Annotated in this window: 16 protein-coding genes; 6 read left to right on the forward strand and 10 right to left on the reverse strand. The window is 66.3% G+C overall.

What is annotated here, in order from left to right:
* Positions 1-1,404: 1,404 nt before the first annotated feature.
* Positions 1,405-2,418 (reverse strand): hypothetical protein, encoded by a 1,014-nt coding sequence (locus KUG41_RS09260; protein ID WP_216903465.1) that lies wholly within the window; start codon positions 2,416-2,418, stop codon positions 1,405-1,407.
* A gap of 611 nt (positions 2,419-3,029) precedes the next feature.
* Between KUG41_RS09260 and KUG41_RS09265 the strand changes: the two genes are divergently transcribed.
* Both KUG41_RS09265 and KUG41_RS09270 read left to right on the forward strand, forming a co-directional pair.
* Entirely contained in the window at positions 3,030-3,389 is a 360-nt protein-coding gene (locus tag KUG41_RS09265) for a hypothetical protein (protein WP_216903467.1), read from the forward strand.
* A gap of 584 nt (positions 3,390-3,973) precedes the next feature.
* Positions 3,974-4,939: a hypothetical protein gene (locus KUG41_RS09270; protein ID WP_216903469.1), complete on the forward strand. Its 966-nt coding sequence runs from the start codon at positions 3,974-3,976 to the stop codon at positions 4,937-4,939.
* Between the two features lie 21 nt (positions 4,940-4,960).
* On the opposite strand, the gene KUG41_RS09275 is transcribed toward KUG41_RS09270, so the two are convergent.
* Complete coding sequence (locus KUG41_RS09275) at positions 4,961-5,698, reverse strand: hypothetical protein (protein WP_216903471.1); 738 nt, start codon at positions 5,696-5,698, stop codon at positions 4,961-4,963.
* Between the two features lie 74 nt (positions 5,699-5,772).
* Here KUG41_RS09275 and KUG41_RS09280 point away from each other — a divergent pair, with 74 nt between their 5' ends.
* The 4 genes from KUG41_RS09280 (at position 5,773) to KUG41_RS09295 (ending at position 8,660) form a co-directional block, all read left to right on the forward strand.
* Positions 5,773-6,576, forward strand: a complete 804-nt coding sequence (locus KUG41_RS09280; RefSeq protein WP_216903473.1) for a TerC family protein — start codon at positions 5,773-5,775, stop codon at positions 6,574-6,576.
* 13 nt (positions 6,577-6,589) lie between these two features.
* The gene (locus KUG41_RS09285; RefSeq protein WP_216903643.1) at positions 6,590-6,937 is read left to right on the forward strand and encodes a DUF6464 family protein; all 348 of its coding nucleotides are present in this window, start codon (positions 6,590-6,592) and stop codon (positions 6,935-6,937) included.
* 164 nt (positions 6,938-7,101) lie between these two features.
* Complete coding sequence (locus tag KUG41_RS09290; protein ID WP_216903475.1) at positions 7,102-8,355, forward strand: DEAD/DEAH box helicase; 1,254 nt, start codon at positions 7,102-7,104, stop codon at positions 8,353-8,355.
* Positions 8,356-8,450: 95 nt separating this feature from the next.
* Positions 8,451-8,660 (forward strand): hypothetical protein, encoded by a 210-nt coding sequence (locus KUG41_RS09295; protein ID WP_216903477.1) that lies wholly within the window; start codon positions 8,451-8,453, stop codon positions 8,658-8,660.
* Positions 8,661-8,694: 34 nt separating this feature from the next.
* Here KUG41_RS09295 and KUG41_RS09300 read toward each other — a convergent pair whose 3' ends face one another.
* From KUG41_RS09300 to KUG41_RS09335, 8 genes are all read right to left on the reverse strand, one after another.
* Entirely contained in the window at positions 8,695-8,892 is a 198-nt protein-coding gene (locus tag KUG41_RS09300) for a hypothetical protein (protein ID WP_216903479.1), read from the reverse strand.
* Between the two features lie 107 nt (positions 8,893-8,999).
* Positions 9,000-10,043 (reverse strand): methionyl-tRNA formyltransferase, encoded by a 1,044-nt coding sequence (gene fmt, locus KUG41_RS09305; protein ID WP_216903481.1) that lies wholly within the window; start codon positions 10,041-10,043, stop codon positions 9,000-9,002.
* Positions 10,040-11,455, reverse strand: coding sequence for a TldD/PmbA family protein (locus KUG41_RS09310; RefSeq protein WP_216903483.1), 1,416 nt, complete (start codon positions 11,453-11,455; stop codon positions 10,040-10,042). The genes fmt and KUG41_RS09310 overlap by 4 nt, the downstream gene beginning before the upstream one ends.
* 2 nt (positions 11,456-11,457) lie before the next feature.
* Positions 11,458-12,879 carry a TldD/PmbA family protein gene (locus KUG41_RS09315; protein ID WP_216903645.1) on the reverse strand — a complete coding sequence of 474 codons (1,422 nt, stop codon included), beginning with the start codon at positions 12,877-12,879 and terminating at the stop codon, positions 11,458-11,460.
* A gap of 82 nt (positions 12,880-12,961) precedes the next feature.
* Positions 12,962-14,053, reverse strand: coding sequence for a magnesium-protoporphyrin IX monomethyl ester (oxidative) cyclase (acsF, locus tag KUG41_RS09320; protein ID WP_216903485.1), 1,092 nt, complete (start codon positions 14,051-14,053; stop codon positions 12,962-12,964).
* A gap of 109 nt (positions 14,054-14,162) precedes the next feature.
* A complete protein-coding gene (locus KUG41_RS09325) occupies positions 14,163-14,597 on the reverse strand; it encodes a DUF2996 domain-containing protein (RefSeq protein ID WP_216903487.1) in 435 nt (144 codons plus the stop codon).
* A gap of 78 nt (positions 14,598-14,675) precedes the next feature.
* Complete coding sequence (locus tag KUG41_RS09330; RefSeq protein ID WP_216903488.1) at positions 14,676-15,197, reverse strand: hypothetical protein; 522 nt, start codon at positions 15,195-15,197, stop codon at positions 14,676-14,678.
* 11 nt (positions 15,198-15,208) lie between these two features.
* On the reverse strand, positions 15,209-15,859 hold the full coding sequence (locus KUG41_RS09335) for a flavin prenyltransferase UbiX (protein ID WP_216903490.1): 651 nt from the start codon (positions 15,857-15,859) through the stop codon (positions 15,209-15,211).
* Between the last annotated feature and the right edge of the window lies 1 nt (position 15,860).

Raw genomic sequence — 15,860 nt, forward strand, 5'->3', positions numbered from 1 at the left:
CGGGTACCAATAGTGATAAAGAAAGCAGGACTCTACGGACCACCAGGAACCGTGTCGTTGCCAGTGCTTCGATAAAAGTGGGCATCGCCCCCCAGCAGCACATTCCCATCACCAAGCCTTGCAGGAGTGCTCCCGGACGAAGGTGGTGGACAGCAAGCGGTCACCGACTGGGAACTCGCACCATTGATCGTCAGACAGAGGAGATTCGTGGCCGGGTTGCCACCGCAGGAAGGCCGAACGTTGACCATGACACACCCGCCAGCACAACCCAGATAAAACCCGCCAGATGTTCAGCAGCGGCAAGGGTCGGGAGGGAGTTCTCCACGGCCAGGAGCAGGGTTCCGCCGAGAGAGCAGGCAGAACCCTCGAAAACTGAAGCCGGCGGAAGCGACGCATCCATCCCCCGGAGCTGCGACTCACAGTGCTTGTAAACACCTGAATCAACCCCTGAGCATGAGCACGGAAAGGATACTGACCCTTTTCAGCAGCAGTGCAGACAGCAGGCAAGAAGATGCAATGTCAGGGAGTTTCAAGGCAGGCGTATCAACCATACTTCTCTCTCACTTCAGCCTGGCAACGGCCAGAACAGCAAAGTAGCCAGGCACACTTAACTCAGTGGGAAACAAGGCTTCCGGCGGTCGTTAGTTGTGTAGTGCCACCAGGTTGCCGATAGATCGAATATGTTTCCACTGTTCACCGAAAAGTTTTTAAGACCAGTCTGCGGTTGTCTACAAGAGGGTTGGATCAACCTTCTAAAGGACACCTTGAGCCAGCACTGATCAGGCCCGTCAAAGGCCTATTGCCTGGGCGAGACCCTTTCGGTCGAGGCACGGGCGGGAATCGTCCCAACCGTTGTGATGCAAGGACACCACCGCACCCTCCGTGCGGCTGAGGGTGCAGGCCCTCGGTTAGATCGGGGCTGCGGCTGGGGGAGTCATGGTTTTACTGGAATCGGGGAGGGCCTCAAGGCCCATCGCCACCAATTGTGTGTCGTCACCTCAAAGGCCGGAAGCACCACCTTGCCTGCGCACTGTCACCTCACGGTCGCGACACCATAGGTGGATTCGCGGCGAAGCCAGGTAGCGAGGCAAGCGCCATTGATGAGATCGCTGTTGCCCACCACTTCAATAAGCTCGCTCCCATAGGAGATGCACAGGACCGAGAGGCCGACGGGGCAGAGGCCCTAGATGCCAATCCCGGTGGCCACCGCCACCACTCCTTGGGCGAAAGTGGCCACCAAACCGTTGTGTTCACCTGAAATGAACTGGTAGTGAATCAGTAGACAAGGCTGCTGAAATCAAACCGAAAAATAGAAATGATGCGATAGACTAAAAAAATAAAAAAGACAGTCCAGGGAAATAAAACTATAACGTTAGATCAGGAAGGGGTTTCTATTCGCATGTGTCAAGCAAGAAGCGATTGCTTCGACTGCTTCAAGCGTCTGCGCAGTCGCCGGCTCCATCCAAAAGCGGCCGCTCCACCAAGTAAGGGAACAGGGCCAGGAACCGGAACTCTGCGAAGGAGTGTGGGATTGAGGGGCTTGCCATTGATAACAGCATTAACTTGATTTTTACCGTTGCTGCTTCCAAAAGTAATGGCAGACCCGTTGTTGATAACGATCAGCGACCCCGTGATTCTGGAAGGATTATCATTCGCGCTTCGATTAAGTGTTGCCGTACCCCCACCCGTCAAGAGAAAAGTACCAAAAACATCAGATCCGGACAGGGCGAGATTTGACCCTGGTTGGGCGAAATTGAAAATGATCTTGGATGGATCCACATCTCCTTGTATACTCCAGTCCGTATTAGAAAGGTTCAGAGTCGAGGGCATGTTAAAGACATAATATTCTCTTGCTGAACCTTGAAAGTTAAGATCAACATTATTGCTTACACTGGAAACATTGTAAAAATTGATTCCACCAGTTAGCGGTAGGGCTCCACCAATATTAAGCGCGCCAGTCAGATTGATAGTTTTGTAACTGCAAGAAGTAAGAGCAGTACAATTGGTCGCATTAATTCCTGATATATAGCTAGCTACGCTTAAGGCATCGGCTTGAGCTTTGGTCGTCCAAGCATTGTCGATCTGGGTCGTTCCAGGTCCATTCGTGACAGTTGCTGAATCAGACCTGTAGATCTGGTTCGCCGTGACAGAACCAGCGTTAATGTTTGAACTTCCCCCGACAAGAACATTTCCATTCCCCGGCTGGGCAACCGTAGGAGTGCTCACACTGCAGCTTTGTGGAACGGAAGCCGTACTCCCGCCATTGATCTGGTTTGGTGAATTTGGGCTGGTGCCCAAGCTGGATACAACGGATGAGGATGTGATGTTCACCAATCCAAATCCCGCGGCGCAGCCCAGATTCAATCCATTGGCTTGCGCTTCATTCGCCCTTGCCGGGAGGGTCGTGGCCAGTGCCATCATCAAGGAACCACCAAGGCCGCAAGCAAGAGCGAAAGAAGTGCTCCAGCGATCAGACGACAAGCTGGGCCTGATGTCATGGGACCTGCCACAGGCCTGACCTTCTTGAGAGGTCGGAACCTGGATTGCGCTCGACCCTGCGCTCACCACAAAAACTCACTCATTTCCCAGAATCTTACCAGCCTCGACGGCTGTTGTCCCTCCACCCTTCAGCCACCTCCCCGGTCCGTCCCAGAAAGTCCCTGCAGCGGAGGGGTTCTGGGGCCTGGCAGGAGCAGAATTGCTGCAGAAAGACAAGTTCGCCAGGTTGTCAGCAGACGCTCATGGTTCCTTCCCCGGAGCCCCCGGCGGGGTTCCTGCATTCCTTTGACGGCTGATGGCCAACTCCGGAATGGCCTGAAGCCACCCTCACCCCGGGCAATCAGATGGCAAAAGCCGCCGGAGACCATTGCGCTGTTGCCGCGGGCAGCGGCCCCGGACCTTCCTGAGCAAGGAGAGGTTCAACGGGGCCCCGGCAGTCCTGGATCCTTGAACGGACTGGAGAGGTTTGCCGTTCTCAATCACGATCAGGGGGCCGGGGTTGTCAAGGTTGCTCAGGCCGCGGCCGCGCCATGGGTGACGAGAACCCTGCCGTAGGTGCAGGAACCTCCGAAGGCCTCAAACACATTGCCGATGCCGGCAGTCGCGCTGTTAGTGAAGAGGATGTGGGAAGGATGCACGTTCGCCTAACGGGTCCAGGATTGGTTCCTCGAGCGACCACTGGTCAGGTTGACGACGAGGTCGTCATAGGCGCTGCCATTGATGGTCATGGCAAGATTGTTCTGAACAACTGCGACCTGAAAGACATTCAGCCCTCCCTGGCCCGTGATCCTCTGGCTTCTCAGGGTGCCGATGGTGTTGCAGCAGCGGCTTTTGGACGCATTGCAGTTGTTGGCGGCGGTGCCGGCACTGCCATGGATCGACTTGTTTAGCTGGCAAGTCTGATGGCCTCCAGGCGGCCTGGGTGGTCCATTGATTATTGATGACAGCCAAAATCGGCGCACTGTTGCTGATGGCTTGCTGAACGCTTAGATCCCTATGGAACACAGGGTTGCCAGCCCCTGTTGCCCACATCCAAGGCGAACGAGACATTTCCCCACCACCAGCACACCTCCGTTGCCAGGCAGAGCCGCCACCGGATTGCTGACGCTGGAGTTGGCCAGCACGGCGGCGGCCAGTGGAGATCCAGTACAGAGTGAGGTTCGCGGACTGATCTGCCCTGAGGGCCCGGGCGCCGGCAAGCCTCAGTGCGGACGCGCCCCAGGGACAAGGGCTTCCAAGGCCCGGGGAAGGACAGAGGGCAGGAGAGAGCTCCGACGACTTCTCTGCTTCATCAGCGCAGTTCATGCAGGCATTAAGCTGCATTCAGCTTTTTTTCAACTTTCTCCCCAGCTCCTTTCAGGTCATCCAGCCGGATCCTGGCCGGAGCACGGATCGCCTGCTTGCTCAAGCGGCCCCTGCCCCACGGCAACAGACTGACCCAGCGAAGGTCGTCCCTCCCTGCCAAGCCTCCCCTATGAACCTGCATGAGCCGGAGCCCGGCCTGCGCCGGGTCAACACCGCCGATTTCCTCTCCCTGATCGCCCTGGCCCTGTTCGTCACCTATGGGGTGACGGTGCTGAACACGATCCTGCCGCTGGCGATCCTGCAGCCGGCCTGGCTGGTCACCCTGATCAGCGCCCTCCTCGACAGTTCTCCTCTGGCCCTGCTGGGCCTTGGACTGGTCCATCTGGTGGCCTATCTGGAGCCGGACGACGTCCAGGTTCAGGAGCGCCGTGATGCCGTGGCCCGCTGGGCCATCGCGGCCGTGGTCGGTTTTGTGCTGCTGCTGCCCCTGCAGACCGCTTCCGCCGTCCAGGGCTTCGATCTGGTGGCCCGCAGCCAGAGCAGCGCCCTGAAGGTGGCCACCGAACGGGCCGAGGAGTTCCGCCGGGCCATCGACGGTGCCAGCTCCGTGGCAGACCTTCAGGAAAGGATCGCCAGCCTGCAGGGCCCGGGACTCCGGCTGACGGAAAGCACCTCGCAGTCGCTGCCCGAGCTCAAGAAGGTGCTGGTCGAGCGCCTGGATGAGTCGGTGAGGAGCTCCACGGCGATCATCACCTCCCCCTGGAATCCCAACCTCTGGGCCATCGTCCAGCGCACCCTTCGCATCTTCATCCTCACGGTGATCTACGGCCTGGCCTTCGCCGCCGGCAGCCAGCGCCGGAACTCCGATCTCTCCCTGTTGAGGGAAAATCAGATGCGCTGGGACGTCCACTGGGCCCAGCGAGGCGAACGCCGCCGGGAGCGGCTCGAGAGCAGGCGGCGGCACCGGGAGCTTCAGGAGCAGGAGGAGATGGAGGCCCGCGCCCAGGCGATGCGGCAGGACAGCGCGGAGGCGGAGGAGGGCCCCGGTCTCAGGGTGCCTCCCCCGCGGGGTCTTCCCGCAGACATCGACTATTTCCACCAGCTGAGCGTGGAAGAAGAAGAGCGAAAGGATTGATCCGGACCCCCTTGGTCGGCTTCAGGTCTCTGCCCCGCCGGGCGACACCTGCAGGGTTTCCTCCTCCAGCAGCATGTTGAAGCGCAGCAGGTCCGTATCCCTGAGCTGCTGTCTGCTGCTCACTCCCAGATGCTGCTCCAGGAAGCGGCGCCCACGGCTGCCATCCCAGCCCAGCTGCTGGAGCAGCAGATCGCACTGGCGCAGCAGGTCGCTGCGGCGCAGGGGCACCGGTGCGGTGGCGGGATCGCATCCCGCCTCGAATCCCTCGAGCAACTGGAGATAGGCCATCAGATCCCCGTAGGCGGTGATGCGGTCACGGCTGGGGTGGCCGAAGCAGCGCTGCAGATAGAGGGCCTCCCGTTCCCGGTCCCAGCCGAGCCGACGGACCTGCAGATCGAGCCGGGTCAGTTCCGCACTCCAGTCCTGGGGTTCCTCCTCCGGCGGCGGTGAGGTGGCTGGGGCCGGAACAGGAGCAGGAGCAGGGGCAGGAGCCTGCGAAGGTGCCTGAAGCGCACCAGGAGACTGAGGCGCTGAAGGTGCCGGCGGCGGCGGCAATGGGGCTGGTGGCTGCGTTCCCACAGGGACTGGAACCGCCGGGCCCAGACGGGCCAGAAGACGGGCCCTGGCACGGTCCTCCGCCTCCTCGGCGTTGTCCGCTTCCCCCAGGGCACTGCCCAGGAAGCGCTCCCCCTCCCGGGCCGTGACCAGCACCACCCGGCGGCCACCATCGCAGTCGAGGAGACGGACCTGAAGTTGCATGGGAAAAGCTGGACGGGCAGGCGCTCTTCCTAGAGTGGCCCTTTGGCAGCACCACTGCCGGGCGAATCCAAGGGATGGAAGTGGAATCGGTGCAGAGCCTCACGCCCCTGCTGCAGCAGGCGGACCAGTGGGGGGAGGTGGTGCTGCTGTTGCCCCTTTTGGTGGGGCTGGAGGCGGTGCTGTCGGCGGACAACGCCATCGCCCTGGCGGCGATCTCCCGCCGCCTGCACGATCCGGTGCGCCAGCGCCAGGCCCTCAACCTCGGCCTGGTGCTGGCCCTGATCTTCCGGCTCTGCCTGATCGCCCTGGCCAGCTGGGTGCTCAATTTCTGGCCCCTGCAGCTGCTGGCCTCGGCCTATCTGCTGTGGCTCTGCGGCCGGCACCTGCTGGGTCAGGACGAGGCCGACGACGCAGAGGAAGCCAGCGAGGCGAAGGGCCTGGGGACCGGGGCCCAGGGTCAGTCGCCGGGGTCCCACGGCCACCATGACGATCACAACCAGGGCGCCTCGCTGGCGTCGATCGTGGCCACCCTGGCCCTCACCGACCTGGCCTTCTCCCTCGACAGTGTCTCGGCGGCCGTGGCGGTCACCGACCGATTGCCGCTGGTGATGGCAGGCGGCGTGATCGGCATCATCGCCCTGCGCCTCACGGCCGAGCTGTTCCTTCGCTGGCTGGAGATGTTCTCCCATCTGGAAACCGCCGGCTATCTGGCCGTGGGTCTGGTGGGCCTGAGGCTGCTGCTGCGGCTGGTGCTGCCGGCCCTGGATGTTCCCGAATGGGGACTGCTGCTGGTGGTGGCCGCCCTGTTCGCCTGGGGGTTCTCCCTGCGGGCCCAACCCGCCGCCCTGGGCGATCAGGGCAGCGGCGGTGAAGCCTGAGGCGGCCCGGGCGATGCGGATCGAACTGCGCCAGATCGACTCCGACCGGCTGATCACCACGATCGCCATCGAAGAACCCGGCGATGTTCCCCATCCCGGCCGCTGGCTCACCCTGGGAGAGCACAGCTACCTGGTGCTGCAGCGGCGCCATCGCTATCAGCTCCGGCAGGGACGCTACGAACTGGTGACCGTGGCGCTGCAGGTGAAACCGCAGCGGCAGCCTGCCGATGCCCTCTGGTGGGAGGGAGGCTGGGTGATCGGCGACCCCCAGTGCCGCTTCAACGCCCGCAGTCCCCTGCTGCGCTGCGCCGTGCTGCCGGAAGGCCCCTGCGACCGCTGCAGCCATCGCCATCCACGCTGAGGCCGGCCCTAGGTTGGGTCCAACTGAGCTCGCGCCCGATCGCCGTTCCTTCCTCCAGGCCTCCGGCCACCCCGAGCCGACGCCGAACCAGCGGCAACGGCACCGCCGTTCCTGACAGTGCGCAGCTCACCCCCAGCCGCAGCGCCACGGGCCTGAACCCTCCGGTGGCCGGGCTGGCCACGGATTTTGCCCTTCTGGGCCTGTCGGAGCCGATCCTCAAGGCCGTGGCCGCCAAGGGGTACAGCTCGCCTTCCCCGATTCAGCGGCAATGCATTCCAGCGGTGCTGGAGGGCCACGACGTGATGGCGGCCGCCCAGACAGGCACCGGCAAGACGGCGGGCTTCACCCTGCCGATGCTCGAACGGCTGCGCCACGGCCCCCATGCCCGCGCGGGGGTGGTGCGAGCCCTGGTGCTCACCCCCACCAGGGAATTGGCCGCCCAAGTGGCCGAAAGCGTCACCGCCTACGGCCGCTACCTTGACCTGCGCTCCGACGTGGTGTTCGGCGGCGTCAGCGCCAACCCCCAGATGCAGCGCCTGCGACGGGGCACCGACATCCTGGTGGCCACCCCCGGACGGCTGATGGACCTGCATCAGCAGAACGCCCTGCGCCTCGACCGGGTGGAGATCCTGGTGCTCGACGAGGCCGACCGGATGTTGGACATGGGCTTCATCCGCGACATCCGCCGGATCCTCACCCTGCTGCCGCCGAAGCGCCAGAACCTGCTGTTCTCGGCCACCTTCTCCACCGAGATCCGCCGCCTGGCCACCGGCCTGCTGCACCAGCCGGTGCAGCTGCAGGCCAGCCCGGAGAACCAGGCCGCTCCGCTGGTGGAGCAGGTGATCCATCCCTGCGACATGGACCGCAAGGGGGACCTGCTCAGTCACCTGATCCGCAGCAACGACTGGCGCCAGGTGCTGGTGTTCTCCCGCACCAAGCACGGAGCCAACCGCCTGGCGGAGCGTCTGCACAGGGAAGGTCTGGGAGCCGCCGCGATTCATGGCAACAAGAGCCAGGGGGCCCGCACCCGGGCGCTGGCGGAGTTCAAGAGCGGCGAGGTGCGGGTGCTGGTGGCCACCGACATCGCCGCCCGGGGCATCGACATCCACCAGTTGCCCCACGTGGTCAACCTGGATCTGCCCAACGTGGCCGAGGACTACGTGCACCGCATCGGCCGCACCGGGCGGGCGGGGCAGAACGGCCATGCCATCTCCCTGGTGGCCGCCGAGGAACACGAACTGCTGCGGGCGATCGAGCGGGTGATCGGCTCGCCCCTGCCCCGCCAGGAGGTGCCGGGCTTCGAACCCACCGTGCTCTCCGCTCCTCCCCTGGACCTGAGCGGCGGCAGGGGCCGCCGCAGCCAGGGCCCCCGCCAGGGCCAGGGGCACGAGCGGGGCCGGCGACGGGGAGGACGCTGAACCCGGCAAGCCGGGGTGGCGCGGGGTGAACAGCAGTGGTTGTGACAGCCTCCTGCGCCGCCCTACGGTGAACTGAGGATCAGCTTCCTTCCGTCATGCCCTACGAACCCGGATCCACCCAGTGCCGCGTGCTGATCGACTGCAAAGCCCAGATCGAGGGCATGCTCCTGTCCCTGGAGCGCATTGAGAACAGCCGCCACATCCGTGATCAGCTGGTGGCGGTGCACAACCAGCTCGAGGGGCTGCACGAGCTCCACCGGAGCCATCCCGAAGGCCTCACCTCCGGCAGCGGTGCCACAGGCTGAGCCGGCATCCGCCCCGGGGTTCAGGCGCTGGGATTCATTTGATGCCCGTTGCGGCGCTGCCCTGGGCACGCTGCTCCCACCCGTGGCAGGCCGCGTAGGCGCCGGCCAGGGTGGGAGTCATGGCCCGCTGCCCAGGGGACCGTTGATGGCTCACCACATAACAGCCGGACGTGTCCCGGAAGATCTCACAACCGGACCCCGTGCTGTTGACAAAGGAAAGATCGCTCCCCATGACATTCGCCCCGATCACTGGATGCTGTCTAATACCTGGACCAGACATCCAGGCCTGAGATTGGAGCAATAACACAAAACGTTAAGTCCTCTTGTCGGGGGCGGCACTCAGGAGGTATTAAGGCTGATCTGATCGCCCGGGGTCAGGCCCAGCTGCTGAATCAGGGCCTGGCCCTCGCTCCCACGCCGACCCGGCAACTGGGCCTGGCGCAGCAGCACCGGGCACCCCCCTGTGGCGATCACCAGGCCCACCCCCTCCAGCACCTCGAGCACCGTGCCGGGCTCCTCCCGGGGCCGTTCAGCCTCCTGGGTGCCTGCCCAGCGGGCAGCCAGGGCGGCACCCGCCGGCGTGAGCTGCCCGGCCAGGCGGTGCACCAGGGGTTCGGTGGCCAGTAATTTGAGCCGCTCCCCCCGCCAATCGCAGGCGGCCGCCGGGTGGAGACCCATCACCCGGCGATGGATGGCAAGGGCAGGGGCGTCCCAGGTCACCTGGGTATCCGCCTTGGTGAGCAGACGGGCATAGGTGGCGCCGGCCTCCGGCTGGGGCCGCACCCCGAGGCGGGTCAACCGTTCCGGCTCCGGGCCGGGGCCCGCCGCCGCGATCCTCGGCATGGCCTCCACCAGCAGTTCGCCGGTGAGTCGGGCCAGCCGTTCGCCCAGCTGGACGGCGTTCTGCAGCAGGGGGATGGGGAGCGCTCGCTCCAGCAGCACAGGCCCGGTATCCAGTCCCTCCTCCATCGCCATGATGCCCACCCCGGTCTCCGTGTCCCCTTCCAGCAGAGCCCACTGAATCGGCGCCGCTCCGCGCCAGCGGGGCAGCAGGGAGCCATGGCCGTTCCAGCAGCCCAGGGGGGGCTGGGCAAGCACCTCCGGCGGCAGGATCTGGCCGAAGGCCACCACTGCATACAGCTCTGCCCCCAGGGCGGCCAGGACCTGCTGACAGGCCGGGTCCCGTCGGATGCGTTCGGGGGTGAACACCGGCAGGCCCAGCTCCAGGGCCCGCTGTTTCACCGCCGAGGGCACCAGGGCCTTACCCCGGCCCCGGCGCCGGTCCGGCTGGCTGACCACCCCCACCAGCTCATGACCCGCCTCCACCAGGGCATCCAGGCTGGCCACCGCGTAGGTGGGGGTTCCCCAGAAGAGGATCCTCAAGCGTCGCCGGTGATCGAGAGGCCCTCCACCCACACGTGGGGGCAGAGCCCGTCGGGGGTGACCTTGGCCGGACCCTCGAAGCCGACGATGCCCTTGAGGACGGTGCGGATGTCGCCCGCCACCGTGGCCGCCTCGATGGAGCGGGGGCTGCCGTCCTCCACCAGCCAGCCGTCAAAGGGCAGGGAGAAGGAGCCCTGGCTCGCCTTGACGCCGGCGTGGAGGGCCGAAAGGGAATCGATCACCACCAGGCCGCGATCCTCACCCCGGGTTCCGCTGCCGAAGCGGTCGAGCCCGGTGGCGCCAGCATCGCTGCCGGGGGTGGGCCCGATTTCAAACCAGTCCGGACCCACCGACACCTTGGCCCCCATGCCCGCATGGCCGGTGGGGGGGACGCCGAAGGCCCGGGCGGTGGCCTCCGAATGCAGGAAGTGGCGCAGCACGCCACCCTCCAGCAGGCTGAGCCGGCGGGTGGGTGTACCTTCGCCGTCGAAGGCCGAGGCCCCCACATTGGCGGGATGGAGACCGTTGTCCGCAAGGGAGAGAAAAGGAACCGCCAGCTGTTCGCCCAGGGAGTCACGGCGGCTGAGGCTGACCCCATCGAGAACGGCCCGGGCGTTGAACATGCTGCTGAAGGCGCCGATCAGGTCGAGGAAGGCCTCGGGACTGAAGACGCAGGTGTAGCGGCCCGTGACGATGGGGGCGTAGTCGAGGTGGGAGATGGTGCGCTCGGCCGCCTCCTGCACGCAGCCGGCCACATCCAGGCCGGCGGCGCCGTAGGCCAGGCGCACGGCGCCGGCGCTGCGAGGCTTGCGGCCCGCCTCCTCGGCCCGGGCGTAGAGGTAGAGGGAAGCGGTGCTGAGGCGTTGCTGGCGGCAGGCCCCGTTGCTGTTGATGTAAAGCCGGTCGCTGCTGCGCTGGGCCAGGCCGTTGTAGGGGACCGTGCCGATGGCGGGATGGCGGCCCAGCAGATCGCGCTCAGCCTGCTTGAGGGTGTCGAGCAGGGTGAGGATGCTGAGTGGGGCGCTCAGGGGCTGGTCCAGCTGCGGCAGAGGGGCGGTGGCCAGGGGCGAGAAATCGGGAACCTCATCGACGTTGCCGTAGGCGCTGGCATCCCGGGCGCCGGCCAGGGCCCGGGCCAGGCCGTCATCGGAGAGATCGGAGGTGCTGGTGATGCCCACCAGGCCGTCCTCGTTCCAGACCCGCAGGGTGATGGCGCTGCGCTGGGCGCCTTTCATCTGCTTCGCTTCACCCCGGTCCACCTGGACGGAGGTGTCGGTGCTGCAGGAGGCGCCCAGATCCCAGCGGCGCACGCCTTCGCTGGCGGCGAGGGCCTCCAGGCGGCCGCGAAGGACCTCTGCGTCGAGCACGGCTTCGCCAGTGGAGGGGGCCGCGGCGGTGGTTGTGGTGTCCATGCTCAACGGCCCCCCACGGTGATGCTGTCGACCTTGATGTGGGGCTGGCCCACCGTCACGAAGATGCTGCCGCTGACGGAGCCGCAGAAGCCCGCCGCCAGCTCCAGGTCGTTGGCGCACATGGAGATGCGGGGCATCACTTCCTTGGCATCGCCGATCAGGGTGGCGCCCTTGACGGGCCTGGTGAGGGCTCCGTTCTCGATCAGATAGCCCTCTTCGACGGCGAAATTGAACTGGCCGGTGGGTCCGACGCTGCCGCCGCCCATCGATTTGCAGTAGAGGCCCTTGTCGACCGAGGCGATCAAGTCCTCGGGGCTGTGGGGGCCGGCGGCGATGTAGGTGTTGCGCATGCGGCTGGCGGCAGCGAAGGCGTGGCTCTGGCGCCGGCCGCTGCCGGTGCGGGCATGGCCGGTGCGGCGCTCGCCGGCCCGGTCGCTGAGGAAGCGCTGCAGGATGCCGTTCTCGATCAGCACCGTGCGCTGGGGCTCCATGCCCTCGTCATCCATGGAGAGGGAGCCGAAGGCCCCGTCGGTGAGGCCCTCATCGACGGCGGTGAGCGCCTCATGGGCAATGGGCTCGCCCACCATCGCGGCGAAGGGGGTGGTGCCCCGCTCCACCTGGGTGGTTTCCAGCAGGTGGCCGCAGGCTTCATGGAAGATCACGCCGCCGAAGCGGTTGGCCAGCACCACCGGCAACTGGCCCGCTTCCACGTAGTCGGCGTACAGCATCGTGGCCGCACTGGCGCAGACGTCGGCGGCGGAGGCCTCCGCATCCCAGCGACGCAGGTCGTCGGGGCTGTCGGAGGTGCCGTAGCGCCGGCCGAGGCTGGCCCGGTGGTCACCGTCGGCCGCCAGGACGTTGAGGCCCACCGACTGGTGCAACCGCACGTCGCGGGCGAAGGTGCCATCGCTGGCAGCCACCAGCACCTCCTGCCAGTCGCGGGCATAGCTGCCGCGGCGCACCTGCAGATGCTGGCCGTGGCGCTGCAGCCGGTCGGTGCCTTCCAGCAGCCGGCCGGTGGCCTCTCCGAGGGATGGACAGGCCCGGAGCCAGCCATCCTTGGCGGCAGCGAAATCGCGCAGGTTCGGCAGACCATCAAAGCCGCCGGCCCGCGCCGGCAGCAGCAGCCCGAGCATGCCGAGGGCCTGCTCCAGGGCCAGGCGCAACCCGGAAGGGCTCAGATCGTTGGTGGAGACGAAACCATCCCGCTCTCCCAGGAACACCCGGATGCCGGCCCCGGCCCCGAAGGAGGGGCTGACGCTGGTGATGGCGTCCTGCTCGGCCAGGAGACCGAGGTGGTCGGAGCGTTCCAGGAACACCTCCACAAGATCGGCCCCGGCCGAGCGGCCACCGGCCAGCAGGGGTTCGAGAACGGAACGCCAGGCCGGATCCCCCAGGGCGGCGGGGGAGGCGGACTTTGTCACGGCATCCGCGGCGCCGGAGGCGGCGGGAGGGGAGACGACCAAGTGGTGAACGGGAGAACTGACAGGATTCTGACGGTTCCGCTCAGCGCACGGCGGGCTGGAAGCGCTCGCTGCGGATGGGTGCCATCAGGAAGAGACGGGCCATCTGGACACCGTTGCCGATCCAGTGGGGCAGCTTGCGCAGGGCCCGCACCGGTGCCGGAGCGCCGGAGCGCTCGGCCCGATCCAGGGCGGCGTTGTTCCGCACCAGCTTCTCCAGCCGCTCGTAGAACTCGGGATGATCGACGTTGAGCACGACCGGGAAGACCCGGGCCGAGGTTTCGTTGGTCTTGGCGATCACGTACTTGTCGTACTCGCGGGCATCGAGGCCGAGGGCCTCGTAGAACTCCTTGCGGGCCACATCTCGCACGTACATGGTGGCGAACACGGCCAGCAGGAAGAAACGGCACCAGAGACGCGCCGTGAAGCCGCGCACCGTGTCCGGCTGGGCCTTCATGAGGGCATCAAAGAAATCGCCGTGGCGGTTTTCGTCCTGGCACCAGTTCTCGAAGAAGTTGAAGATCGGGAAGATCTTGCTCTCGGGGTGCTTCTGCAGATGGCGATAAATGGCGATGTAGCGCCAGTAGCCGATCTTCTCGGAGAGGTAGGTGGCGTAGAAGATGAATTTGGGCTGGAAGTGGGTATAGGCCTTGGTGGCGGTCAGGAAGCCCAGGTCCAGCTGCAGCCCGAAATCGGCCATGGACTTGTTGAGGAAACCGGCATGGCGGGCCTCGTCGCGGGCCATGTGGGCAAAGCACTCGGCCAGCAGGGGGTTGCGCTGCTTGATGCGGCGGCTGAGCTCCTTGTAGAGCAGGAAACCGGAGAATTCCGACGTGCAGCTCTGCTCCAGGAACTCCACGAACACCCGGCGGGTCTCGGGATCAAGCTTGTCGGCGGCACCCTCGAACTGGGCATCGCGGACGAAGTGGTGGCGGTTGTAGTCCTTGCGGAACTCCTCGCAGATCGCCTCCAGCTCCGCCTCGTTGGGCCGCAGATCCATCGCCGCCATGGCGTCGAAATCCGTGGTGTAGAAGCGCGGCGTCAGGATCGTGTCCCTGACCGGATCCTTGGTGACGGGGGCATCGGGGGTGCCCACCCGGGGGGCGGTGGGGACTTGGGTGGCGGGAGGCACCATCGCGCGGGCGTTCAGAGAACTCGGCAGTCATCGTAGGCACCGATCCGAACGCCGGGCCGGGATGTGAAGCCAGCGAAGGGTTTGAACAGCAGGAGCCGGCCCGTCTGGGTCAGTTGGGGCCCAGCCACTTCTGGCCGTTCAGCCGCTGCACCACCCGTGACACCAGCAGGGGCAGCGTCGTCTTCCTCTCGTCGATCATGAACGACTCCAGCAGGCTCGGCGTTCCTCGCCCTTCAGTGATGGCGATGGTCTTGGCGGAGCTGATGTCGGCCTCGGTGAAGCAGAGCCAGAAGCGCCGCTCACCGGGAAGGCTGCCGCGCACCATCCAGCAGTCGGCCCCCACCACGGGCATGGGGCCCTGCTCGAAGGCCAGTTCGGGGGCGGGGCCTCCATAGGTCTCGATCTCCCGGCTGAGAGCCGGCAACAGCTCCTCCGGAATGAAGGCCGCGAAAGGCTTGTCCTCCGGGGCCGGAGGCTTCGCCTTGGCGGCGGCAGGTTTGGCGCCGGAGGCAGGGGCGGGAGCGTTGCTGGGGGTCTCGGTCACCGGTGCGATCCCTGGGGCGCGATGGTGGGGGAACTTTAATCAGGGCCGGTGGAGCGCAGGTGTTCACGGAAACGGCCCTCACCACTCCTCGCTCTCCGGCTCACCCCAGTCCCCTTCCTCGTGGGCCACGGCCTGTCCCGGCCCGCTGACGGACGCTGGCGGCGGTGGGGGAGAGGAACGGGACTGGACCGTCTCCTGCGGGGCAGGGCGATGCAGCACCCGGAACGGCACCGACACGGTGGGGGTCGGATCCCCCGGGGCGCGGCTCGGACCCGCCGTGGCGGGGCTCACGGGGGGGGGGTCCGGTTCGGCGCGAGCGCTCCGGGGGGGCTCCCAGGCCTGCGGGTCCCACACCTCGCTGCGACGGACGGTGCGGCGCCGCGGCAGCCGGGCCCCCTGGCGCAGGGCGAGGGCAGTGGCAGCACCGCTCAGGGCCGCGCCACCGCCGGCCGCCAACGCCATCCACAGGCCGATCGGCAGCGGGGAGGTCTGCCAGGTGAGCAGGCGCAGCCTGACGGACGGACGGAGATTGATGGCCGCCACCAGCAGCGTCACCAGCAGCGGCGAGAGCAGGGGGAGCAGCAGCAGGCGGTGCAGCACGGTCCGGGAGGTCAGGGGATGGCGGCCCCGTCCGAAGCGGACCGGGCCGGGGGACCCTGCCAGCGGTTGAGGGACCCCAGCTGGAGCCCGAGGGTGTCGAAGACGCGGATCACCAGGAAGTCCACCATCTCACCGATCGTGCTGGGCTGGTGGTACCAGGCGGGCACCGGCGGCGCGATGCGGGCCCCCGCTTCGGCCAGACGGGTGAGATTGCGCAGGTGCACCAGATTCCAGGGCAGTTCCCGAGGGGCGATGACCAAGGGCCGGCCCTCCTTGAGATGCACGTCCGCGGCCCGTTCGATCAGATCGAGGGCCACGCCGGAGGCGATACGACCGACCGTGCCCATGCTCGCCGGCAGGATGACCATGCCGCGGGTGAGATGGCTGCCGCTGGCGATCGCGGCGGCCTGATCGTTCCAGCGGTGACAGATCAGCCGGCCGGAAGCGCAGCCGGTGCGCTGGCGCCAGAAGCTCGCCTGGGCCTCGGGATCGGAGGGCACCCGCAGCCCCATCTCCGCCTGCCAGACACCGATGGCTCCCCGGCTGGTGACCATCTCCACCGGCAGATCGGCCTCCAGGAGCAGCTGCAGGGCCCGTTCCGCCAGGGGCTGGGCGGAGGCACCGGACACCGCCAGGACCACGGGAAGCGACGGTGACGGCATC

Origin of the sequence: Synechococcus sp. CCY 9618 (assembly GCF_019038415.1) — a bacterium.
Classification (GTDB): Bacteria; Cyanobacteriota; Cyanobacteriia; order PCC-6307; family Cyanobiaceae; genus Cyanobium.